General features: G+C 57.9%; 18 protein-coding genes and 1 pseudogene. 8 read left to right on the top strand and 11 right to left on the bottom strand.

The annotated features are described in order from the left end of the window. Window positions 1-2: 2 nt before the first annotated feature. From bcsA to bcsE, 6 genes and pseudogenes are all read right to left on the bottom strand, one after another. On the bottom strand, window positions 3-2,594 hold the full coding sequence (gene bcsA, locus V6L79_RS15395; protein ID WP_395246399.1) for a UDP-forming cellulose synthase catalytic subunit: 2,592 nt from the start codon (window positions 2,592-2,594) through the stop codon (window positions 3-5). Beyond that, complete coding sequence (gene bcsQ, locus V6L79_RS15400; RefSeq protein WP_338579110.1) at window positions 2,591-3,313, bottom strand: cellulose biosynthesis protein BcsQ; 723 nt, start codon at window positions 3,311-3,313, stop codon at window positions 2,591-2,593. Before bcsQ ends, bcsA begins: the two co-directional genes overlap by 4 nt. Beyond that, on the bottom strand, window positions 3,310-3,546 hold the full coding sequence (bcsR, locus tag V6L79_RS15405) for a cellulose biosynthesis protein BcsR (protein ID WP_321837062.1): 237 nt from the start codon (window positions 3,544-3,546) through the stop codon (window positions 3,310-3,312). Before bcsR ends, bcsQ begins: the two co-directional genes overlap by 4 nt. Further along, window positions 3,516-5,131, bottom strand: a pseudogene (bcsG, locus tag V6L79_RS15410) (cellulose biosynthesis protein BcsG). Before bcsG ends, bcsR begins: the two are co-directional and overlap by 31 nt. Then, window positions 5,118-5,318, bottom strand: a complete 201-nt coding sequence (gene bcsF / locus V6L79_RS15415; protein WP_261742341.1) for a cellulose biosynthesis protein BcsF — start codon at window positions 5,316-5,318, stop codon at window positions 5,118-5,120. Before bcsF ends, bcsG begins: the two are co-directional and overlap by 14 nt. Further along, a complete protein-coding gene (gene bcsE / locus V6L79_RS15420; protein WP_261742342.1) occupies window positions 5,305-6,861 on the bottom strand; it encodes a cellulose biosynthesis protein BcsE in 1,557 nt (518 codons plus the stop codon). Before bcsE ends, bcsF begins: the two co-directional genes overlap by 14 nt. Window positions 6,862-7,386: 525 nt before the next feature. Here bcsE and V6L79_RS15425 point away from each other — a divergent pair. Then, window positions 7,387-7,623, top strand: a complete 237-nt coding sequence (locus V6L79_RS15425; RefSeq protein WP_261742343.1) for a YdcH family protein — start codon at window positions 7,387-7,389, stop codon at window positions 7,621-7,623. Window positions 7,624-7,649: 26 nt separating this feature from the next. Further along, on the top strand, window positions 7,650-7,946 hold the full coding sequence (locus V6L79_RS15430; RefSeq protein WP_261742344.1) for a putative quinol monooxygenase: 297 nt from the start codon (window positions 7,650-7,652) through the stop codon (window positions 7,944-7,946). A 64-nt stretch (window positions 7,947-8,010) separates the two neighbouring features. On the opposite strand, the gene V6L79_RS15435 is transcribed toward V6L79_RS15430, so the two are convergent. Then, window positions 8,011-9,783, bottom strand: a complete 1,773-nt coding sequence (locus V6L79_RS15435) for an acyl-CoA dehydrogenase C-terminal domain-containing protein (protein WP_338579111.1) — start codon at window positions 9,781-9,783, stop codon at window positions 8,011-8,013. Window positions 9,784-9,864: 81 nt separating this feature from the next. After that, entirely contained in the window at window positions 9,865-11,487 is a 1,623-nt protein-coding gene (locus tag V6L79_RS15440; protein WP_261742346.1) for an acyl-CoA synthetase, read from the bottom strand. 180 nt (window positions 11,488-11,667) lie between these two features. Between V6L79_RS15440 and V6L79_RS15445 the strand changes: the two genes are divergently transcribed. Together V6L79_RS15445 and V6L79_RS15450 are read left to right on the top strand one after the other, a co-directional pair. Then, the gene (locus V6L79_RS15445; protein ID WP_261742347.1) at window positions 11,668-13,473 is read left to right on the top strand and encodes a PAS domain S-box protein; all 1,806 of its coding nucleotides are present in this window, start codon (window positions 11,668-11,670) and stop codon (window positions 13,471-13,473) included. A 2-nt stretch (window positions 13,474-13,475) separates the two neighbouring features. Continuing rightward, complete coding sequence (locus V6L79_RS15450; RefSeq protein WP_261742348.1) at window positions 13,476-14,111, top strand: response regulator transcription factor; 636 nt, start codon at window positions 13,476-13,478, stop codon at window positions 14,109-14,111. Here the strand turns inward: V6L79_RS15450 and V6L79_RS15455 are convergent. Continuing rightward, window positions 14,098-15,498, bottom strand: coding sequence for a PLP-dependent aminotransferase family protein (locus tag V6L79_RS15455; protein ID WP_338579112.1), 1,401 nt, complete (start codon window positions 15,496-15,498; stop codon window positions 14,098-14,100). The two genes, V6L79_RS15450 and V6L79_RS15455, sit on opposite strands and share 14 nt — an antisense overlap. A 147-nt stretch (window positions 15,499-15,645) precedes the next feature. Here V6L79_RS15455 and V6L79_RS15460 point away from each other — a divergent pair, with 147 nt between their 5' ends. Both V6L79_RS15460 and xerC read left to right on the top strand, forming a co-directional pair. Then, a complete protein-coding gene (locus V6L79_RS15460) occupies window positions 15,646-16,281 on the top strand; it encodes a LysE family translocator (protein WP_261742350.1) in 636 nt (211 codons plus the stop codon). 88 nt (window positions 16,282-16,369) lie between these two features. Beyond that, complete coding sequence (gene xerC, locus V6L79_RS15465; protein WP_261742429.1) at window positions 16,370-17,317, top strand: tyrosine recombinase XerC; 948 nt, start codon at window positions 16,370-16,372, stop codon at window positions 17,315-17,317. Between the two features lie 104 nt (window positions 17,318-17,421). Here the strand turns inward: xerC and V6L79_RS15470 are convergent, their stop codons facing one another. Continuing rightward, window positions 17,422-18,510 (bottom strand): polyamine ABC transporter substrate-binding protein, encoded by a 1,089-nt coding sequence (locus V6L79_RS15470; RefSeq protein ID WP_321833085.1) that lies wholly within the window; start codon window positions 18,508-18,510, stop codon window positions 17,422-17,424. A gap of 50 nt (window positions 18,511-18,560) precedes the next feature. Next, window positions 18,561-19,862 (bottom strand): FAD-binding oxidoreductase, encoded by a 1,302-nt coding sequence (locus V6L79_RS15475; protein WP_338579113.1) that lies wholly within the window; start codon window positions 19,860-19,862, stop codon window positions 18,561-18,563. Between the two features lie 158 nt (window positions 19,863-20,020). Between V6L79_RS15475 and V6L79_RS15480 the strand changes: the two genes are divergently transcribed. Beyond that, window positions 20,021-20,893, top strand: a complete 873-nt coding sequence (locus V6L79_RS15480; protein ID WP_321837053.1) for a LysR substrate-binding domain-containing protein — start codon at window positions 20,021-20,023, stop codon at window positions 20,891-20,893. Between the two features lie 285 nt (window positions 20,894-21,178). Then, window positions 21,179-22,738 (top strand): TerC family protein, encoded by a 1,560-nt coding sequence (locus tag V6L79_RS15485; RefSeq protein ID WP_261742354.1) that lies wholly within the window; start codon window positions 21,179-21,181, stop codon window positions 22,736-22,738. The last annotated feature ends 82 nt before the right edge of the window (window positions 22,739-22,820 follow it).

The raw sequence follows: 22,820 nt of genomic DNA on the forward strand, positions 1-22,820 counted from the left end.
GCTCACTGGCCGGAAGATAAGGGGGTGGGCGCTTTTGGCATGCGCGGCAAAAAGCTGCCCAGCCACTGGAAAACGCGTAAAAAAGGTCGTGCCATCAGGCGTAGCCAGGCTGGCATGTATTCGTAGAGGCGGTAGTAGCCCTTAACACCAAGGGCGAGAATCTCTTTGAGACTCTGGATCGGCTTGTCGGCTTCAAATCCGCTGTTGTGATCGAGCCATGCATCGGCGCGGCCAAAGGTGCACTGCACGAACGCAATTTTTTGTTCGGGCGGCAACTGGGCAAAGCTCAAGCCCATAAACAAATCATGGGAGCGAGTCAGCATGCCGGTGAACACAAACTCGCGGTTGCCGCGCTGAAGAATCAGCGACACCGGTGTACCGACAGGCAGTTGTTGCGGCTGGCTGAGTTGCAGGCCGACACCGCCGTCCGAGTAGTCCACCAGCTCACAGGGATAGCTATGGCCGTCGGCCAACCTGATCGCGCCTGGCAAACGTGTGAGCACGCGGTGGGTGTGACGCACCTGACGCACTTCAGCTGCAACGGCTACCGCGGCACCGATGATCAGCAGGTTGTAAACCACCCACAGCACACTGACCAGCACGGTGAAAATCTCATCCTTGGGCCCGGTAAACAGGCGCCAGACGGCAAACCCCAGACCCAACACATTGAGCAGCGACAGCACCAGGTATGGCTTGGCGGTCTGCCAGTCAAACTGGTTTTCTTCCATCATGCCGCCCTTGGCGGTGACGTTGAACTTGCCCCGCGACGGACTGAACAAGGCCACGGTGGTGGGCCGAGCGATGTACCAGGCCAGTACCGTTTCGTAGACCTCCCCCCAGAATGTCTGGCGATACGCGCCTTGCATTCGCGAGTTGGTCAGGCTGGCGTGGATCATGTGCGGCAACACGTAGAGCAGAATCATCACGGCCGGGGCATAGATGATGTAGGCGTGCAGCAACAAAAAGGCCAGCGGGGCAGTAAGGAACACTAGCCGCGGCAAGCCCACCAGAAAGTGCATCATGGCGTTGGTGTAGCAGATGCGCTGGAAGATCGTCAGGCCCTTACCCAGCAACGGGTTGTCGGTACGGAAAATCTGCACCATGCCTCGCGCCCAACGGATACGCTGACCGATATGCGCCGACAGGCTTTCGGTCGCCAGGCCGGCAGCCTGGGGGATGCGCAGATAGGCCGAGGTCCAGCCATTACGATGCAGACGCAGGGCAGTGTGGGCATCCTCGGTCACGGTTTCGACCGCAAAGCCACCAATGGAGTCGATTGCGGTACGCCGGACGATGGCGCAAGAGCCGCAAAAGAACGCGGCGTTCCACATGTCGTTACCGTCCTGGATCAAGCCGTAAAACAGCTCGCCTTCGTTGGGGCGATTGCGGAATGTACCCAGGTTGCGCTCGAACGGATCCGGCGAGAGAAAGTGGTGCGGGGTTTGCACCAGTGCCAGGCTCGGATCACGCAGAAACCAGCCCACGGTCAATTGCAGGAAGGAACGGGCGGGCATGTGGTCGCAGTCGAAAATCGCCACCAGATCGCCATCGATCAACGTCAGGGCATGGTTGAGATTGCCAGCCTTGGCGTGGCGGTTATCGGTACGGGCAATGTAATTGATGCCCACTTCTTCGGCGAACGTCTTGAAGCTTGGACGGTTGCCGTCATCGAGCAAATGGATGCGCAATTTGTCTTTCGGCCAGTCCAGCCCGAGAGCCGCGTAAACCGTGCCCCGGGTCACCGACAACTCTTCGTTGTAGGTCGGAATCAACAGATCCACCACCGGCCATTCATCGGTATCGGGTGGCAGTTGCGCCGGTTGACGGTTCAGTGGCCAGGAGGTCTGCACATAGCCCAGCAGCAAAATCAGCCAGGAGTAGGTTTCGGCGATCAGCAGGATCAAGCCACACACCAGATCCAGGTTGTCGTTCCAGTTCAGGGTCGAGGTATAGCGCCACCACAGATAACGGCACGAAACAATGATCGACAGCACGATCAGCAACAGGGTAGGAAAGCGCCCCGGCATGCGTCGCACCAGCATTGCCAGTACCCACAGCAGTATCACAAACACCAGTTGCGCCAGGTAACCGAAGGGTTCGGTGATACACAGCACGATCAACGCCACTGCCAGTGTACCCAGGGCGATGTAAAGCACCTTGCGCGTTGGCCAGCGCATGGTGCTCCACCAGTGCGAGCCTTTGCTCACTTGCGGGCTGAGGGCCGCGGGTAAATGCTCAAAGGAGTTGGACAGCAGGTTCCATGGCCGTTGCACAATATTGAGTACGGCCGACACATACGCGCCAACACGACGGCGGGTACGCTTGCGCCCGATCTGATCCAGATTGGGGGTTCGCACTACCAGCAGCCACAAGGTTTGCACGATGTAGCGCAGCGGGTCGCCAATGGTGGAGCGCTTGTTGGCCAGATGCGGGTACAGGCGCCACTGTTGTGCACGCAGGGCTTTCCAGTTGGGTGACTCAAGGCGCAGGAAAACCCAGCCCAGGGCTTGAATCAGCGCCATGGTGAAGGCAGTAAAGCGGGTGCAGTTTTGCTCACGACGCAAGCGTGTATAGGGAAACCAGCGCGATATCATGCAGGCCTCCGGCCACGCAGCAGGCACCAACTGGCCAGGCTGATAATGTCGTGGGCAATCAGGCTGCCCGGTGCATAGCGACCGGCAGGCTCGCTTCTGGCCAGGGCTTCACCCATCGCTTCGTCCGCATGCAGGCTCAGGGGTACCAGCGATTGGGTATAGCGATGTTGCCAGATCAGCACCAGATCGCGCTGTAACTGGCTGGCGGCATCGAAACGGTTAACCAGAAACAACGGCTTTTTCGCCAGTAGCGGCTGCAACAGCACGTGGCAGGCGGCATCGGCATTGAGCACCATCACTGCAATATCGCAGTGGGGGTTGGCCGCGTGCCCTGGCAAACGCTGCGGCAGATCGAACAGTACCCAGTCAAACGCATCCGCCAGCGCGGCCTGACGCTGGCTCCAGAGTTGCGGCTGCTCAAGCAGCAGGGCATCCAGGCGGGTGTATTCGGCCGGCTGCACCTGCCCATAAGGCAGCACACAGAGGCCGGGCTCGACACTCCAGGCGTGTTCATGCCACGGCTGTTGATCCAGCGTCGCCCTGGCCCAGCCTTCGCGCGGGGCCAGGTTGAGGTTGAAATGCAGGCCGAGGGAGTTCTCCGGGCACATGTCTACCAACAGGACTTTCTGCCCCAGTTCATGCAGTGCATAACCCAGAGCCGCCAGTGTCGAAGTGGTGCCCACGCCACCACGAACGCCACGCAAACTCATGGCAATCATGAGCTTGGCTCCTTGTGTTTTTGCAGGTCAACGGGCAGTTGGTACTGTGCCTCCAGGTAGGCCAGCAACGGCCACCGTTCGAAAGCCTGCAACAGCTCCATATGGGCCGACACGTCGACATATTCCAGTGCGTGCAACTCCATCATCGATTTGAGGCGCGCGATGTCATCGGCCCGCTGTCTGCGTGACAGAATATCGGCGCTTATTTGAACCGCTGTGGGTAGGGCAGCCATCCGCCATTCTCCTTGATTCGCACATAGGGCTTGCCGTTGTAATCCAGCACAACTGTCCCTGAGTTTTCCGATACTTTCGGGGTTCGCGGCAGGTCGGTGAGCAGTTTCGACCAGTCCACGGTCTGGCCGTTACCCAGTGCCGGATCGGCATACAGGCGCGCAATGATTTCCGCCACGGCCAGGTAGCTGCTTGGTTCGCCGATGTGTACCGGCTGGGTTTGAGCGTTGTCGCCCATATTGATCAGCTTGATACCCACTGGTACATGCGTGATGGAGTCACTCGGGATTTCGCGCATGCCGGCAATCTGCATCCGGTCACCATGCAGCGCCGCACCGTGCTCGGGCACGATGGCTACCACGACGCGGCGCCCGCTTTTTTGCAGTTCTTTAAGGAACGCATTGAGGTCATCGAGCAGGATCTGTGCACGACTGCTGTAGTCAGCCGGTTGGGTGCCGCCATCGGACTGCACCTGGCGGTTGCCGTCGTGCAGGCTGGTGGTGTTGTAGAACAGCGCCATGCTCGGTGTGTCTTCGGCCAGGCGGTGTTGCCACCACTTGCTCAGCACATCGCGGTCGCGCCAGATCGGCGAGCCATCAAAACCGACGTAGGTCCGTGGCAAGCCTGCCGGCACCACACCCAGTGCCGCAGGCGGAAGCTGGCCTTGTTCGCGAACTTCCTGGAGGAAGCCGTCGAATGCCCCGGTGTGGTTAAGCATCAGTTCATTGGAGAAGCCAAGCTTGCGCAAGTCATCGAACAACAAGCACTGATCTGCCGGTGGTTTGTACAGCTGCGCATGGGAGGTCTGACCGCAACTGGCGCGCAACACACGAATCGCCGCCGGGCCGCTGTAGGCGGTAGCCGAATTGAAGTTGTCGAAAATCACGTCCATCTGGCTGAACAGCGAGTTGTCACGCAACCCCACAGCCTCCAGGTCGTCCCAGGCCATGGAGCAAATATTGATTACCAGCAGGTCGAACGGCTGCGGCTTGACCGTAGGCTCCTTGAATTCGACCTTGCGCGTCGACTCGCTGAGATAAAACTTGTCCAGATAACCATTGAGCGTTGCTGCCCGGTTGGCGCCTGAGTGCCTGCCATTTGCGGCGCGGCAGCAGGTGGCAGCAGCCATTGCAGGTTACCCATGCCCAACCAGGCAAAACCCAGCAGGGTGAAGGTGGTCAGGCGTAGCCACTGGCTGAGGAAGATATAACCGACGATCAGCAACAACAACATGGCGCACACTTGCCAGTCGATAAAGCGTCCCAGCAACTCGACGATGTAGACGAAAGAAAAGTCCAGAACGCCGGGCTGTGCCAGCAGGCGGCTGAACGGCGGGAACCAGGTGTCCTGGTAAAAGAGCGCCACAGCCACCGGAATGGCAACCAGCGTACGTACACGGCGCAGTATCGGGTGGGTAATGGGAATCAGCAGGACCACAGCAAAGATCAGGTTGGGCAATACCTGAAAATTAAGATGGCCTGTCCAGGCCAGCAGGAACTTGGCCAGAAAATACAGGTTCCAGGCCCCCAGGCCGCGCCATGCCCCGGCAATTTTTTGTGCCGCGGCATCGGATTTATACAGACTCATCGGGCGTTCTCTGAGCAGGACTGGCAGGTGCGCGACGTCGAACGCCGCGTGATTTCAAGTAGCGAGGCGACAGGTACTGCTCGAAATGACTTTTCAGGTACATCCGGATGCGCTGCCAAAACAGCGTCAGCAATATGGTCACCACGCAGGTCAGGGCGATGACATCAAGCAGCTCAAGAAACGTCATGACGGTGCTCACTGATAGGCAGTGTTAATCTTTTGGGGGTTAGTGGCGCTCGTTCATTGACGCCAGGTGCTGCCTGCAAGACCGTGTTCTCGATCGGGATATGTAAATACGAGGGCACCGAATCCGCCTGCATAAAGGCCTCTTCAGGCAGATCGGAGAGCCCGCTCAGCACGCGACGCTGGACGAACATGTCACGCCAGGGCAGGCGGCAGATATTGCCCAGTGCCGGGTCCAGGCCGTCGGCGCGGCAGGCAAACAGAAACAGGTACAACTCATCGCCCAACAAGCACGCGATGTCGCCGAAACGGCGCAGGCACATCTGGTTCAGAAACAGCTCTTCGCTTAGCCCGGGAACCGGTTGGAACTTCATCAACTGGTGAGTCACCTCACCCGAGCTATCCTCGTAGATCTGCTCGATGGTTTCGTAGAACACGCGAGGGCTCACCAGGCCGCGAATCTGTGGCGGGCGCTGGCGTTCAAGCAGTGTCGCAAAGTCGATATTCTGGGTGTATTGCCAGCGCTGGCCCTGAACGCTTTCGAGCATGCTCAGGAACCGTGACAGCAGGGTGCCGTCAGGCACAATCAAGTTAGCCCCGCACGCCAGCAACAAACGTTCATCGCGGTAGCGCACCGAGGGTTCCATTTCCCGCACCACGATCTTCAGATCAGGGCCGCATTGCTCACGCATATCGTGCAGTTGCTGGGCCAATTCCAGTAACTGGTAGCTGTTGTCGATACCCACGATGACCGTGGCAGCACGGGCTGTCTGGACCGCTGCGAGCAACGCTTCGCGGTTCTCGAACAGATACCAGTGCTTGGACATCGACGGTGCACCTTCCAGTACGGTGCGCTCGGCGAGGTACACGTGCTGATCGTCGGCCACCCGTGGCTGGGTATAGACCTCGGACTGCGGGATCACGCTCAGGGCATTGTCCTGCACCGAAAGCTTGAACTCCTGGCCCGCACTGACGCCCAGATCGTTGTGCCAGAAATTCAACTGGTAGCGCAGATCACCGTTATAGCGATACAGATGGCTTAAACCGGACAGGGTCTGATTTATTTGCAGCAACTGTTTGTGCAGCAGTGCAGCTTCGCCGTGGGTGATCAGCAATAACGTTGCGTCGTGCGCTTGCAGCCAGGCAATCACACGCTCACACCAGCGTTTCAACTGTGAGGCCTTGATGGTTTCAGGCCAACTGCTTGAAGGCAAAATCAGCAGTATCGGGCTTGAGGGGGCAATGCCCGCACGGCCAAGATCACGGGTCAACGTCGCCAGTCCGCGATCGATAACCCGCTTCTCGATTTCGAACAACTTGAGTTTGTCCGGGCCGCGATCAGGAGCCAGCTCACTGATGATGCTCTGCACCGAACCGGCACCAGCAATCAGCGTTGCAGGAACGTGCTCGGGGATGGCTTCCAGAAATTGGCGAGCCAGCAACCTTGCGTCCGCCGGCTGATCGACCGAGACCCAATACAAGCCGCCAGCGCGCAATACGATCTGTTGATCGAGCAATCCGCTGATGGCCAAACTGATATGAACCAAGCGTAACGTCCCCCCAGGGATAAGCATATTTTAAGGCGTTTAGTACTGTCGTCCATGAGGAGCAATCAGCTATCGCCTTGAGGGTTAACTTTGTTATGGCGCCAATAGAATGACGATTGGCATAGTTATAAGTCAGCCCTGACCGTATATTTTATTTCAGCCCGACCTAGTCTTTGTCGACAAGAGTAGTACTTCACTTTAATTCGTGTAGGAAAGTCAGCATCTTAGCATTTGAAAATACCCAAACCCATGTTCAGAAGCGATAAAAGTCAAAAAAATATCACTTTATATTTTTTAGCCATTAAATTGGCGCCTGATGAGTGAGACTGCTGTTCAAGACGCTCTGAAGTCCGGGCTCGTGTTTACGGGTAAAGGGCAGGCAGCATGACTAATAATCAGCGTTTGGCTTTCTGAGTGACCTATTGCGTGCTATTGCTTAGGTGGGTTCACAGTGAACCGCGTATTTTTGATCGGGCTCGATCACAGCGCCTGATCCCGTTACTGAAACGTCCATGAGGTGTAGATATGCCAGTCAAGCACGACTTGTTACAGGACTTGGGGCTTACTAATGAGGCCGTGAGCAAGTTTCGTAGCGAAAACGCTCATCTGAACCAACTGTTTGTGCAGTACAGCGAAAAAGATGCCGAAGTTGTTGACGCCGAAGCCAACGCTGCAATCGGTGTGCCGGATGATGTGCTGCGCAAGCTCAAGGAGCAAAGGCTCCTCATCAAGGATAAAATTGCGCAACTATTGAGCGCTTAAGTCACCGAAAGCTGTAGGAAGTAGATATGTCTCAAATCATCAAGACTGTTGCCACGTTGCGTGCCAAATCAGGGCATGGCAAAACTGTCGAACAGGCATTGCGCGCCTGTGTCGAAGGTTCACGAGCCGAGCCGGGCTGCCTTTTCTATGACTTGCACGTGGATCGTACTGACCCCGAGTGCTTTGTGTTTATTGAAGGCTGGGCAGATATGGAGGCCTTCGAGCACCACAAAACCACTGCCCACTATCAGGCGATGGCCCACGCGGTGGGTGAGCTGCTGGTACATCGTGAAGTATTGCTGCTGGATGAGCTGAGCATTTAGTTCCCCAGACCATGCTGCAACACTACGCGGCGGCCCTTAGCAGGCCGCCGTTTTATCGAAGGGACTAAAAGTTTGCGGCGTCGAGTTCGAACAGCGAATCACTCCCGGCCCGGATTGCTTGTTCAAGACTCAAGGTGCGTGGCAGCAGGCGGTTGAAATAGAACCGTGCGGTTGCCAGTTTGGCGCTGTAGAACGCCGGATCGGCGCTCAGCGAGCGTTGCGCCACATCGGCCATGCGCGCCCATAGCCAGGCGTACGCTACATAGCCGAACAGATGCAGATACTCGACACAGGCAGCGCCCGTTTCGTTGGGGTTGACCCTGGCCCGTGCTTGCAGCCAGTCGCTGAGGTCTTCAAGCCTCTGGACGGCTTCGAGCAGCTCGCTGGCGTAAGGCTTGCCGGGTTGGGTGGCAAAGTCGCGGATCTGTGCGGTAAACATGCGCAAGGTCACCCCACCATTGGCCAGCACTTTACGGCCCAGCAAGTCCAGCGCCTGAATGCCGTTGGTGCCTTCATAAATCTGCGCAATGCGCACATCTCGAACCAGTTGCTCCTGGCCCCACTCACGAATATAGCCGTGCCCGCCGAATACTTGCTGGCCGAGCACGCAGCTGTCGAACCCGGTGTCGGTGAAAAAAGCCTTGGCCACGGGCGTCAGCAAGGCTACCAGCGCACTGGCTTCCTGTTGCTCCTGAGGCTCGGTCGAGAACTTGGCCAGGTCCAATTGCTGGCCCACATAACTGGCAAATGCCCGACCGCCCTCGGTCATGGCCTTCATGCTCAACAGCATGCGCCGCACATCGGGATGAACGATGATCGGGTCAGCCATCTTGTCCGGCGCCACAGCCCCGGTAGGTGCACGGCTTTGCAGGCGTTCACGGGCATAGGTACGGGCATTTTGATAGGAAGCTTCAGCGCAACCGATACCCTGAATGCCGATCGACAAACGCTCGTAATTCATCATGGTAAACATGGCTGCCAGGCCCTTGTTGGCTTCGCCGATCAGCCAGCCGCGAGCGGCGTCAAAATTGATCACGCAGGTGGCAGAAGCCTTGATCCCCATTTTGTGTTCGATGGAGCCGCAGCTCACGGCATTGCCGTGCCCCAGCGAACCATCGGCATTGACCAGCACCTTGGGCACTAAAAACAAGGAAATGCCCCGTGGCCCGGCTGGCGCGTCCGGCAGTTTGGCCAACACCAGATGGATGATGTTTTCGGTCAGGTCCTGGTCGCCGCCAGTGATGAAAATCTTGCTCCCGCTGATATTGAAACTGCCGTCTGCCTGCGGCTCGGCGCGGGTGCGGATAATCCCCAGGTCCGTGCCGGAATGGGCTTCGGTCAAGCACATGGACCCGGCCCAGCGGCCTTCATACAGAGGTGGCAAGTAAGTGCTTTTAAGGTCATGGCTGGCATGGGCGTCGATGGCCAAGCAGGCACCACTGGTGAGTGCCGAGTACAGGGCAAAGCTGGAGTTGGCGCCGTAGAGCATTTCTTCGAATTGCACCGAGAGCATTTTCGGCATGCCAAGGCCGCCAAACTCCGGGTTGCCCGACAACCCAACCCAGCCACCTTCGATATAGGTGTCATAGGCTGACTTAAAGCCTTTGGGCGTACTGACCTGACCGGCTTGCCACTGTGCGCCTTCCTCGTCGCCACTGCGGTTGAGCGGGGCAATCAATTGTCCGGTGACTTTGGCTGCTTCTTCGAGAATTGCATCGGCGGTGTCGGCATCCACATGGTCAGCCAGTACTGGCAGCCGGGCCCAAAGCGCAGGGGCTTCGAATACTTCGTGCAGGACAAAGCGCATGTCGCGAAGCGGGGCATTGAATTCAGGCATAAGAACCTCGTTGTTACGTATTGGGTAGCCGCTGGCGAGGCACGAGGCAGCGATGGGCTGCGCAGCGGCTATACATGATGGTTAAAGCGCTTTGGCCATGTCGCGCAGCACGTACTTCTGGATTTTCCCCGTTGAAGTCTTGGGCAACAGGGTAAACACCACGGTACGCGGTACTTTGAAGCCAGCCAGATGGTCGCGACAAAAAGCGATGATCTCGGTCTCGCGCACCTGCTGGTGGTCGGCCTTGAGGGTGATAAAGGCGCACGGCGTTTCGCCCCATTTTTCGTCCGGGCGGGCAACCACTGCCGCTTCCATTACCCCGGGGTGGCGATACAGCACGCCTTCAACTTCAATCGTGGAAATATTTTCGCCGCCGGAAATGATGATGTCCTTGAGACGGTCACGAATCTCGACATAGCCATCCGGGTGGCACACGGCCAAATCACCGGTATGAAACCAGCCACCCTCGAAGGCCTCGGCCGTGGCGCTGGGGTTTTTCAGGTAGCCCTTCATCACCGTGTTGCCGCGCATGAAAATCTCACCCATGGTCTCGCCGTCACGGGGCGTGGGGATCAGGGTTTTCGGGTCGGCTACCATCACCCCTTCCAGCGTAGGGTAGCGCACGCCCTGGCGGGATTTGATCTGTGCCCGCTCGGCGAGGGGCTGTTCATCCCACTTGTCATGCCAGGCACAGATGGTCACCGGACCATAGACCTCGGTGAGGCCATAGACATGGGTCACCTTGATCCCCATTTCTTCCACGGCACCAATCACTTTGGCCGGTGGCGCCGCGCCTGCAACCATCGCATGCACCGGGTGGTCGATGGCGGCCTTGGCGGACTCGGGCATATTGACCAGCGCATTGAGCACAATCGGCGCGCCGCACAAATGCGTGACCTGATGTTCACGAATCAGATTGAGGATTTTTTGCGGGTCTACCCGACGCAAAAACACGTGCACACCGGCCAGGGCGGTGATGATCCATGGGTAACACCAGCCGTTGCAGTGGAACATCGGCAAGGTCCACAGATACACCGGATGGTTGCCGATGGCCCAGACCATCTGGTTGCCCAGGGAATTGAGGTAAGCGCCGCGATGGTGATACACCACGCCCTTGGGGTTACCGGTGGTGCCGGAGGTGTAGTTCAGGGCAATCGCCTGCCACTCATCCGCGGGCCACTGCCAGTCATAGTCGGGGTCGCCTTCCGCGAGCAGTGCTTCATAATCCAGCAGGCTGACCGGTTGGCCTTCGCCATACTCGGGGTCGTCCACGTCAATGATCAGCGGCGGATGGTCAAGCATGGCCACGGCAGCGTGGACCACGTCATGGAACTCACGGTCGGCAATCAATACCTTGGCTTCGCCGTGAGCCAGCATAAAGGCGATGGCTTCGGCGTCGAGGCGCACGTTGAGGGCATTGAGCACGGCGCCAATCATGGGCACCGCGAAATGCGCTTCAAGCATCGCCGGAATATTGGGCAACATCACCGCCACGGTATCGCCTTGACCAATTCCGCGCCCGGCCAGTGCACAGGCCAGGCGGCGGCAACGGCTGTAGGTCTGCGCCCAAGTGCGGCGAATGGAGCCATGAATCACGGCAGGGTAGTCGGGGTAGACACTGGCGGTGCGTTCGATAAAACCCAGCGGGGACAGGGCTATATGGTTTACGGCAGTCGGCTCAAGGCCGTGCTCAAAAATCGACATGAGGGTCATTCCGGTGGCTGATTGTTAGCTCTGTGGCTGCCCGTTCTGCCGGTGGCGAGCGGGTCAGTTTTATGTCCGGTCTGACTTATAGCTCACTCTGCGTTTGATATGGAAGTAATACCTAAGCACTATAGTAGTTGTACTATATTAAAAAATATCGCCCAGACGCCAGGATGCCGAATGCCGCTTTCCCTGCTGATCCACGATCCTCAACCCACTGTAATCCTCGACGCAGACGGCTTGCCGCTAAAAGCAAACCGGGCGTTGATCGACCTGCTGGCGGGCAAGGCGCTGAGCTACGCGATCACCTTGTTGCCAGGCAACCTGCCCGAGCTGGTGCGTGCCTGCCTGCAACAGGGCAGAGCCATTGAGCAGGTAGAGGCGCAATGCAACCAACAGATCTGGCTGTGGACATTGATCCCCGACCCCGACAGCCAATACGTGGTGGCGCGTGGGCGTGAGGCGAGTGCCGAATTGCGCGAGGGGCGTGAAGCGGCCAAGGCCCGGCGTCTGTATCGGCTGATTACCGAAAACACCACGGACCTGATCTCGCGTCATACCCCTGACGGGCGTTTTCTCGATGCGTCTCCGGCGTCCTGGACCTTGCTCGGTTATTGGCCCGAGGCCCTACGCGGCACCCTGGCGCAGCGCCTGTTTCACTCTCACGACCTGAAACAAGCACTGCGCCAGGCCCGTGATGCCCTGCAACTCGATGGCTATCACACCATGACTTATCGCATTCGCCATCACGCGGGGCATTACCTGTGGTTCGAAACGGCGAGCCGGGCAATTCGCGAGACCTATACCGGGGCCGTGGTGGAAGTGGTCAGTGTGTCGCGGGATATCACCGCGCGCATTCAGGCCGAAGAAAACAAGCGGCGGCTGGCGGATGTGGTCGAGGCCAACCCCGATCCGGTGTTGTTTATTGATCCCGCTGGCGGGGTGTCCTATCTCAATCCGGCGGCGCGGCGCATCCTCGGCTTGCTGCCTGCACAGGGAATGCCTTCGCTAAGCGGGTTCCTGACCGCGCAAACCTTGGAGACGCTCGAAGCCAGCGGTTGGAGCAGCGCCGAAAAACATGGGTTGTGGAGCAGTGAAGCCCGCGTACTGCCCTTGAACGGCGAACCCTCGGTGCCGGTGTCGCTGCTATTGCTGGCCCATCGTTCGACCGCCGGTGAGCGGTTCTTCTCGCTGGTGGCGAGGGATATGCGTGAGCGCGAACTGCGCGAAGCCCAACAACGTCATCATCAGGACGAAATGGCCCACACGGCGCGACTCATCACCCTTGGTGAACTGGCCTCCGGGATAGCCCATGAAATCAATCAGCCACTGGCGGCCGTGGTCAATTACGCCAATGCCAGCCAACGTTATCTGCAAACCCTGGGCACTAATCCCCAGGCCGTAGAGCGAGTGGCACAGGGGCTGGAGCGGATCAACCTGCATGCCCACCACGCTTGCGAAGTGATCAAGCGCCTGCGCGGCTTTTTGCGCAAAGGTCGACGTAACCTGCAAGCGCTGGATGTCAGTGAGGTGGCGCGTCAGGCCGTAAGTCTGTGCGCCTGGGAAGCCCGCGAGCGTAACGTAAACATCGAGCAGCAATTGCCGGACAACCTGGCGCTGGTCTACGCCGACCGCGTGCTGCTGGAGCAAGTACTGCTCAACTTGCTGCGCAATGCCATAGACGCCAACAACGAGCAGCATCCTGGGCAGGCTTCAAATATCACTTTGCAGGCTCAGGCAATTGCAGGCGGGGCACTGCTGATCAGCGTGCAGGATCAAGGCCCCGGAGTCAGTGCCGAGCAGCTTGAGCAACTGTTTACCCCGTTTTACACCAGCAAGGTAGACGGGCTGGGGCTGGGGTTGTCGATGAGTCGCAGCATCATTGAAGGCTTTGGCGGAGAACTCGAGGCCAGGCCACAACCCGTAGGTTTATTGATGTGCTGCAGATTGCCGTTGATGGCTTCACTCAAACCAACAAGAGAATAAACATGACAACCCAAACCCGGTCTGTGGTGTACGTGGTGGATGACGATCAGGGCATGCTCGACTCGACGGTCTGGCTGCTGGAGTCCGTGGGCCTGAATGCCCAGGCGTTTACCGGTGGGCAAGCCTTTCTCGATGCCTGCAATCCCGCGCTCAATGCCTGTGTAGTACTGGATATTCGAATGCCGGCAATGGGCGGGCTCAATGTGCAGCAGGCCCTGCAGGAGCGCGGGATCAAGATGCCGGTGATCTTTGTCAGCGGGCATGCCGATGTACCCATTGTGGTCCGTGCCTTCAAGGCTGGCGCCCATGACTTTATCGAAAAACCCTATAACCAGCAGTTGCTGCTCGACAGCGTCCAGCAGGCATTGAGCACCGGTAATGTGCAGCAAAGCGCTGGCCAGGAACAAACGGAACTTGAAGCGCGCCTGCAGAGCCTGACACCCAGGGAGCGGGATGTATTTCTGCCTCTGGTCAAGGGCTATACCACCCGTGAAATTGCCGAGCAACTGGCGGTAAGTCCCAAGACCATCGACCTGTATCGCTCCAGGGTGATGAAGCGCATGCAGGCGCAGCATTTGCCGGACCTGGTAGGCATGGCCATCGCTGCAGGGTTGGTTGATCCGCTCAAGCTGCGCTAGCGAGCAAGGCCTCAACGGCGGCCATGACCCCCGGCTGGTCGGTATGAGCTACGTTGAAACGCAGCAAGCGTTGCAATGCAAGATCGTGGCCGAACAAACTGCCCGGAGCCAGTACCACGTCCTGGGCCAATGCCTGCCGGGCCAGGGTTTGCGCATCGAAACCCGGTGGCAAGGTCGCCCAAATAAACAAGCCGCCTTCGTAGGGGTGGTCGAGGGTAAAACCGAGCCGTTGCAACCACCCGGCAACCTTTGCCCCGCAGGTCTGCAGGCCTTGCACCATGCGCTTACGGTGTTTGTGATAACTGCCGTCGTTGAGCATCGCAGCCACCACCTGTTCAAGCATTTGCGCGGTGATGCCGCCACACATCAGCTTCATTTGCGTCAGGTTGGCGGCTACTTGTGGCGCGGCAACCACAAAACTGACCCGTAGATTTGCGCTGAGGGTTTTCGAAAAGCCACTGAGGTAGGTCACGTGTTGCACCCCGGCCAACGCAACCAGTCGCGGCGGCGGGCCGGGGTGCAAATCGCCGTAGAGATCGTCTTCGATGATATGGCAGTCATAGCGCTTGGCCAGTTCCAGCAAGCCATAGGCCTGCCCCGGCGAAAAGGAGTGCCCGGTGGGGTTGTGCAGCAGGCTGGTGGTTATATACAGGCTGGGGCGCTGCTCGATCAGGATCTGCTCCAGCGCTTGCAGGTCCAGGCCCTGTGCGGTGCGGTCAACAGTGACGATACGGGCACCATGCAGGCTCAGGTTTGCGTGAAAGTTGAAGTAGCAGGGCGCATCCAACAGCACCGTATCGCCGGGCCGGATACGCAAGCGCAGCAGCATGTCCAGCCCCTGCACGGTATTGGCGGTGGTGATGATCTGCTCGACAGGCACCTCGATACCTTGCCCCGAGAGTTTTTGCTGCAAGGCCAGACGCAACGGCAAATAGCCTGCAGGGTCGCCATAGCTGGCCAGTTGCAGGGCGGGCGAGCGACTGATCTGACGCACGCTGGCGCCCATGGAGCTGGTTTGCAGCCAGCTTTCCGGCAAGTGCCCGCCGCCCGGACGCAAGGCGCTGCTGGCGTTGATCAGGGAGCGGCGCAACACACTGGTCAAATCCTGTGGCAACAAATCAAGCCCGGCCACCCGTGGCGGTACAGGTTTTGCCGCGACAAAGTAACCAAGGCCCTGACTGGAGGTGATGCGGTTGTGCCCACGCAGGCGATCAAGGGCTTCAATCAGGGTGAATTTGCTCACGCCCCAGTGCTCGGTCATCACTCGCGCAGAGGGCAGCTTGCTGCCGGCGCTGAGCAGGCCGCTGTCGATGGCCTCGCTCAGGGCATCAACGATCTGCTGGACCTTGGGAATTCCAGGCTGGAACGAAACGGTAGGTAGGTGCATGCAGGGCCTCATACTTTGCCGGTCATGTTACCAGTAAAGGTCGGTAAAGTTTGCCGGTGGTTCATCTGCCCATTCTGTTGCGCCCTGCCTAGACTGCGGTGTCGCTCGCATAGGTTCGAGCGTTGATTGCGGGATGTAACAATCGAAATGGCCACCCAACTGACACTTGTTTCGTTTTCTTATTTTCTGATTTTCTGCGCCACCATGACCTTTAGCCCCGGGCCCATGACCCTGCTATTGATGGGTTTTGGCATGCAGGAAGGCTTGAAGCGTTCGATGCCGGTGCAACTGGGCGCCAGTGCGGCGTATCTGGTGTCGATCCTGATTTTCGCCGTCGGCTTTGCAGAACTGATCAAGGGCAACCCACTGATCAGTCAGCTGTTGCAGTACATAGGCGTTGCCTATCTGCTGTATCTGGCCTGGCGGCAATGGACCAGTAACGGGCTGGCGCTGGAACGTACGGCAACCCTGGACAGCGGTTTCAAGGGGCGTTTTGGCAAGGGTTTGCTCACTGGCTTTTCCAATCCGAAAACCATCGTCATGTTCAGTGCGGTATTTCCGCAGTTTGCAGGGCAGGACAGTGCTACCAGGGCGCAGGATCTGGTGGTGCTGGGGCTGGCTTTTTTACTGTTGCAGTTCGCCAGCGGCTGCCTGTATTGCTACTTCGGTCAGCGTATTCGGCGAGTCCTGCAAAGCCCGTCGCGCCAGGTGTTGCTGCAAAGGGCAACGGCGCTGATGTTGTTGGGCGTAGCCCTGATGCTGGCGCGGGGATTTGAACGCTGATCAAAACGCTATAACTGCGCTGAATTATCATGGGTATGGGTTATATTAGGTCGTGTTTCAACCCGTATCGAGAGTGCTTTTGTCGACTATTGACCCTGCCGTAACGCTGGTTTCAGCCATTGAGTTAAATCAGGTTCAAGCCCCTGTTGCGCTTTATCTTCAGCGCCTTGCACCGTCCAGCCGCCAGACCATGCGCTATGTATTGCAGGACGCGGCGGATCGCCTGGGCGTTGAAGATGTGGCGATCGATGATTTCCCTTGGCACCAATTGCAACCGGGGCACATCACCGCTCTGGTAGCAGCGTTGCGGGAGGACGGTTACGCCCCCAACACCTCATCACTGTATGTGAATGCCATTCGCGGCGTGATGAATCAGGCATGGCAGCAAAATCTGATTACCCAGGACCATTTGCTCAAGGTTCGCGCAGTAAAGGCGGGCGGTGGCTCGCGCCTGGTCAAGGGCCGTAACCTGCGGCGCAACCTGATTCGTGAACTGATGGATGTGTGTGCCGCAGACCCGCGCCCGCAAGGGCTGAGGGACGCAGCGATCATTGCGATTTTGTATGGCTCGGGGATGCGCAAGTCCGAGTCGGTGAACATGGATCTATGGCAGGTCGATGTAGCGCAGCGCAGCCTGCAGGTGTTGGGCAAGGGCAACAAGGAGTTGATCAAGTTCGCCCCGGCCTGGGCCTTTGAAAAGCTTGAAGCCTGGCTGGCGTTTCGGCGGGCGAATTTGCCGGAGGGGGTCAGTGATGACGAGTTTCTGTTTAATCGCATCCGCCGTGGCAATCACATCACCCGCGAACGCATAACCAAACATGCGATTTACTACATCGCCAAACAGCGGGGCAAGCAGGTTGGGGTGGACATCATGCCCCACGACTTTCGCCGCTCGTTTATCACCCGGGTTATCGAAGAATACGATGTATCGATCGCGCAAAAACTGGCCCACCACGCCAACATTGCCACCACCGTCAGCTATGACGTGCGTGATGACAACGAGCGGCGCAATGTGACAGACCGGTTTTTGCTGTAAGAGCACAATCTTGATACGGGTGGGAGCAAGCCTGCTCGCGATGCAGGCAATGCCCCGAGGGGGGAAGCCATCGCGAGCAGGTTCGCTCCCACACAATCAATGCCTCAAGTATTGGTTTTAAGCTTGGTCCACAAACGTGTGCTCAGGCGCGCGATTTTGGCCGGCAAGTCTTCCACGGTGAACAGCGTGTCTATCACCTCCTTGGAAGGGTAGATCGCAGGGTCTTGCTTGACCTCTGGCGATAGATAGACATCCGCCGCCTGGTTAGGGTTGGCGTAGTGGATATGGTTGCTGATATTGGCAATCACTTGCGGGGTCAGCAGGTAGTTCATGTAGGTGTAGGCATTCTTCTCATGGGGCGCGCTTTTGGGCATGACCACCATATCCAGCCACAAGGTTGAGCCTTCCTTGGGGATTGAATAAGCGATATCGATCCCGTTTTTGGCTTCCTTGGCGCTGGCTGCTGCCTGCACCACGTCACCGTTAAAACCGATCACCGCGCAGATATTGCCGTTGGCCAGATCGCTGATGTACTTGGAAGCGTGAAAGTACTGAACATATGGCCGAATTTTTAACAGCGCCTGCTCGGCTTTCTTGTAGTCATCAGGCTCGTGGCTATGCGGTGGCAAGCCCAGGTAGTTAAGGGTGATCGGCAACACCTGGGTCGGGTTGTCGATAATCGCTACGCCACACTGGCTGAGTTTCTTGATGTTGTTTTCATCAAAAAACAGGCTCCAGGAGCGGGTCACATCAGTCGTGCCAAAGATCGCCTTGATCTTCTCTACGTTGTAACCAATCCCCGCCGTACCCCACATGTAGGGGTAGCCGTACTGGTTGCCGGGGTCGTTCACTTCCAGTTTTTTCATCAACACCGGGTCAAGGTTTTTCCAGTTGGGCAGTTGGCTCCGGTCAAGCTTCTGGATGGCACCGGCCTTGATCAGCCGGGACAGAAAGTGGTTGGACGGGCTGACCACGTCATAACCTGTATTGCCGGTCATTAACTTGGACTCCAGCACTTCGTTACTGTCATGGATGTCGTATGTGGCCTTGATCCCTGTTTCCTTGGTAAAGGTGGTCAGGGTGTCGTCGGCGATATAGCCGTTCCAGTTGGAAATGTTGACGCTTTCGTCCGCATGGCTGACTGTCGAGAACGCCGCAAGCATTACCGCCAGGGAAATCGTGTTGATGTGCATGTTCAATCACCTTTTCAAGGAGCTTTTATTCTTTTGTGGTGTGAGAGTTTTTAGATTTCTGTCTTGGCCCTGACGGCTTCCATGCGCATTCGTAACACCGCACCGATATCGAAGAACGGGCGCGGCGGGAGCCAGCCTGGTTGGGCTCTGTCCATGACCGATTGCAACAGGGGGGAACTGACACCGGATGCCACTTCGGCAAGCAGACGCCCCCACAGGGTGCCGCGGGCTACGCCGGAGCCATTGCAGCCAGCTACGGCATAAATGCCTTCTTCCACTTTGGCAAAGTAAGGCTGCCCACTGCGGGTAGCACTCAGATGCCCGGTCCAGGTGTAGTGAATATCTTGCTCGCCAAGACCGGGGAAGCGACGCTGCAAACCCAGTACGTGATGTTTTCGACGCTGCAACAGATCACTGTTGGATAGATCCCTGGTGCGGTATTCCGCCGTGTTGCGGATCATCACCCGACGATCCGGGGTTAGCCGTACCGTAGCGCCCAATGGGCGGGTCGATAGCGCGCCCCACGGCTCCACACCGCCGATAGCCTGGTATTCCTTGTCGGTCAAAGGACGGGTCAGGCTGGCGCTGAGCTCCATCGCAAAGGTCGCGCTGCTATCGATCCCGGCGCGGGGAATAAAGGCATTCAGGCACACCAACACCTGGCTGGCCTCGATGCTGCCCTGGGTGCCATTGGCTCGAATACGTCCGCCACTCAAGCGTTCCAGTCCGGTAATTTCGGTGTTCTCAAAGACGGTGACATTGGCCGGCAATGCATCCAGCAAACCTTTGACATACTTGGCGGGCTGCAACAACGCGTTGCCATTGCCGCACCAGATTGCGGCCTGGTAATGCCGAGTGCCGAGCTTTTGTGCCAGTTGCTCGCCTTGCAGAAACTGTGCAGACGCGCCCACCGCGTTGAGGGTTTTGAGCTTGGCGTCGACATGGCTCAACTTGCGCGGATCGTTGACCGCGAAGTAGTAACCGCAATTCCGGTACTCGCAGTCGATGCGATGACGAGCAATACGCATGCGTACTTCATCGCCAGCCGCCTGACCAATCGAAGAGTCCACCGCAAACCCGGCAAAGCCGCTCTTGCCTATCAACTCATCATCGCCCGGATTTTCGTGGGCCACGGCATACCCGGAATTGCGCGCAGAAGCGCCTTGCGCCGCGCGCTGGCGGTCGACAACTACGATGCGTGCTTCAGGATGCAGCTCAGCCAGTGAATGGGCCGCACTCAATCCGGTGATACCTGCGCCAATAATCAGCCAGTCGGCTTTCTCCGAGCCTTTGAGGTGATCACGGCCGGGGGAGGTTCCTGCAAGAGCAATCCAGCCACATTCATTTTTCACGTTTCACCTCGTTTGCCTGTTGTTACGCCTTTGCTGCGAGGCTAATACATGCTCGTTATGCATGACTGCTGTCAGTTGGCGCTCTCTATAGCTGGAATTTATGCCGGGGCTGGTGATATAACCAACGTTATAAATTCATTGATTGATTCTAAAAACGCATGGATAAGATTCGCCACGTACCGTCACTCCAGGGCTTGCAAGCGTTGGTTGAGGTTGCTGACTCGGGCAGCTTCACCCAAGCGGCGCAAACCTTGTGTCTGACCCAAAGCGCAGTCAGCCGAAAGATCCAGCAACTTGAAGCGCACTTCGGTGTTGCTCTATTCGCCAGAACCAGCCGTAACGTGCGCATGACTGCCGAAGGCGAGCAGGTGCTGGTCAGCGCCCGCGCCATTCTTGAGCAACTGAAGACCCTTGAGGACCGGCTGTCACCGCAGAAACGGCCCTTTCGCATTCGCATGCATGTGTCCCTGGCCGTACGTTGGTTATTGCCAAAGCTGAGCGATTTTTACTTGCAGCACCCGGACATCGCCTTGTCGATCGAGACGGTGGCCACCGAAATTGTCGAACCGGCCAGCGATAGCGACGCCTATATTCTCTATCTGCCCGAACCTTCGAGTGATCCAGCTTGCCTGGCACTGTTTGACGAGGCATTGGTGCCGGTGTGCGCGCCGGGCCTGGGGCCGCTGACGTCGATGGACGAGCTGGTGCGCTTTGCGCTGCTGCATCGCTCTGCCGACCAGCAAGCCTGGATTGACTGGCTGGCGGCGAATGACGGCAAGCCACTGGATGCCTACAGGCATATCCCTTTCAACCTGGACGAGCTGGCGCTGGATGCAGCGGCGCGTGGCCTGGGCGTTGCGGTAACGGATATGACGCTGGCGGCAGAGTCGATTCAGCGCGGGGTACTGGTGATTCCGTTCGGTGAAGCGTTGAAAACCGGGGGCAATTATTCGTTGTGCCTGCAACCTGCAGCGGCCTCACATCCGGCGTGCGCGCAGGTGCTGCAATGGTTCGCCCAGCAAGTCGAGTAACACCGGGGCGGGTGGACTTGTTAAATTTTGTAATAAGTCTGCTCACAGGAATTGGGGTTAATCACTGTAGGATTACATCCCCAATTCACTACAGGTTTGTATGAACACCCTTAAGGAACCACCCAGTCGCAGCTCTGAGCCTGCGTCCCTTCTTCGCTTGATCATCGCTATCGAGCACGCGCCACCTTTCTCCAGCCCTCCGTTCTTCGACAGCACATCTGTTGCTGCGTTTGTCTGTGCGCGTTTTTCGTTAACCCTGAACCTTCGTGAGATTGACTGATACCTATGGAATGGATTGCAGATCCCACGGCCTGGCTCGGCCTGTTGACCCTGATTGTGCTGGAACTGGTACTGGGCATTGATAACCTGGTGTTTATTGCCATCCTGGCTGACAAGCTGCCACCGGAGCAGCGTGACCGTGCGCGCGTCATTGGTCTTACGCTGGCGCTGGTGATGCGCTTGGGCCTGCTGGCCAGCATCTCGTGGATGGTGACGCTGACGCAGCCTCTGTTTGAGGTCTTCGACAAAGCGTTCTCTGGCCGTGACCTGATCATGCTGTTCGGTGGTTTGTTCCTGTTGTTCAAGGCCACCATGGAGTTGCATGAGCGGCTCGAAGGGCATGTGGCCGAGCGTTCGTCGGGGATGGGCTATGCCATGTTCTGGCCGATCGTGGCGCAGATTGTGGTGCTCGACGCAGTGTTTTCCCTGGATGCGGTGATTACCGCGGTGGGCATGGTTGAACATCTGTCGGTGATGATGATTGCCGTGGTGTTCTCGATTGGCCTGATGATTATTGCCAGCAAGCCGCTGACCCACTTCGTCAACAGTCGCCCGACAGTGATCATGCTGTGCCTTGGCTTCCTGATGATGATCGGCTTCAGCCTGACCGCCGAGGGCTTGGGCTTCCATATCCCTAAAGGCTATCTGTACGCAGCCATTGGTTTCTCGATCCTGATCGAAGTGCTGAACCAGATCGCCCGCGCACGGCGCAAGAAAAGCGTGCAGGGCCTGCGCCCAATGCGCGAGCGTACGGCCCATGCGGTCATGCGTTTGCTCGGCGGTCGCACCCTGAGCGCGGATGAAGTGGGGGAGGAGATTGCCGACATGCTAGAGGGCGGCAATGACCAGGAAGTCTTCCATCGGCGCGAGCGGGTGATGATCAGTGGTGTACTGCAACTGGCAGAACGCCCGATTCGCACGGTGATGACGCCACGGGCCGAGATCGACCATATCGACCTGGCCGATTCGGCAGAGACCATCCGCACGACTCTGATGCACTCGTCGTACTCCCGACTGCCCTTGATCCGGGACGGACGGGTTGATGAACCGCTGGGTTTTGTCCATAAAAAGGAGCTGCTCAAAGAGCTGCTGGCAGGTCATCAACCTGACCTGGAAGCAATGGCGCGCAAGGCCGTCAACCTGCTGGACAGTTTTACGATCCTCAATGCGCTGGAGCAGATGCGCAAAGAGTCGACGCATATCGCGTTCGTCATCAACGAGTTTGGTGATTTTATCGGCCTGTTGACCATGACCGACATCCTGGAGTCCATCGCCGGTGAGCTGCCGGATGCCAGCGAAATAGAAGGGCCGAATATCGTTGCCCAAGAGGACGGTTATCTGGTCAGTGGCGGCTTGAACTTGAGCCAGATCCGTCAGCACATCGGCTTTGCGGCCAAGGCAACGGATGACTACCAGACGCTGGCCGGGATGGTCATGAGTTTGCTGGATCGCCTGCCAATGGTTGGCGACAAGCTGACATGGGAAGGCTGGAACATGACCGTAGTCGAAGTTGAAGAGCGGCGTGTGACGCGGGTGTTGCTGAGCAAGGCAGCTGGAATCAGCTAGTGTGTGAGCCTGCCTGCCGGTGATGGCATCACGGCGGAGTGTCTGAAACACTCCGCCGTCTGCATCGCTGGCAGACCAGCTC

This window comes from Pseudomonas sp. ML2-2023-6 (assembly GCF_037055265.1).
Classification (GTDB): Bacteria; Pseudomonadota; Gammaproteobacteria; order Pseudomonadales; family Pseudomonadaceae; genus Aquipseudomonas; species Aquipseudomonas kulmbachensis.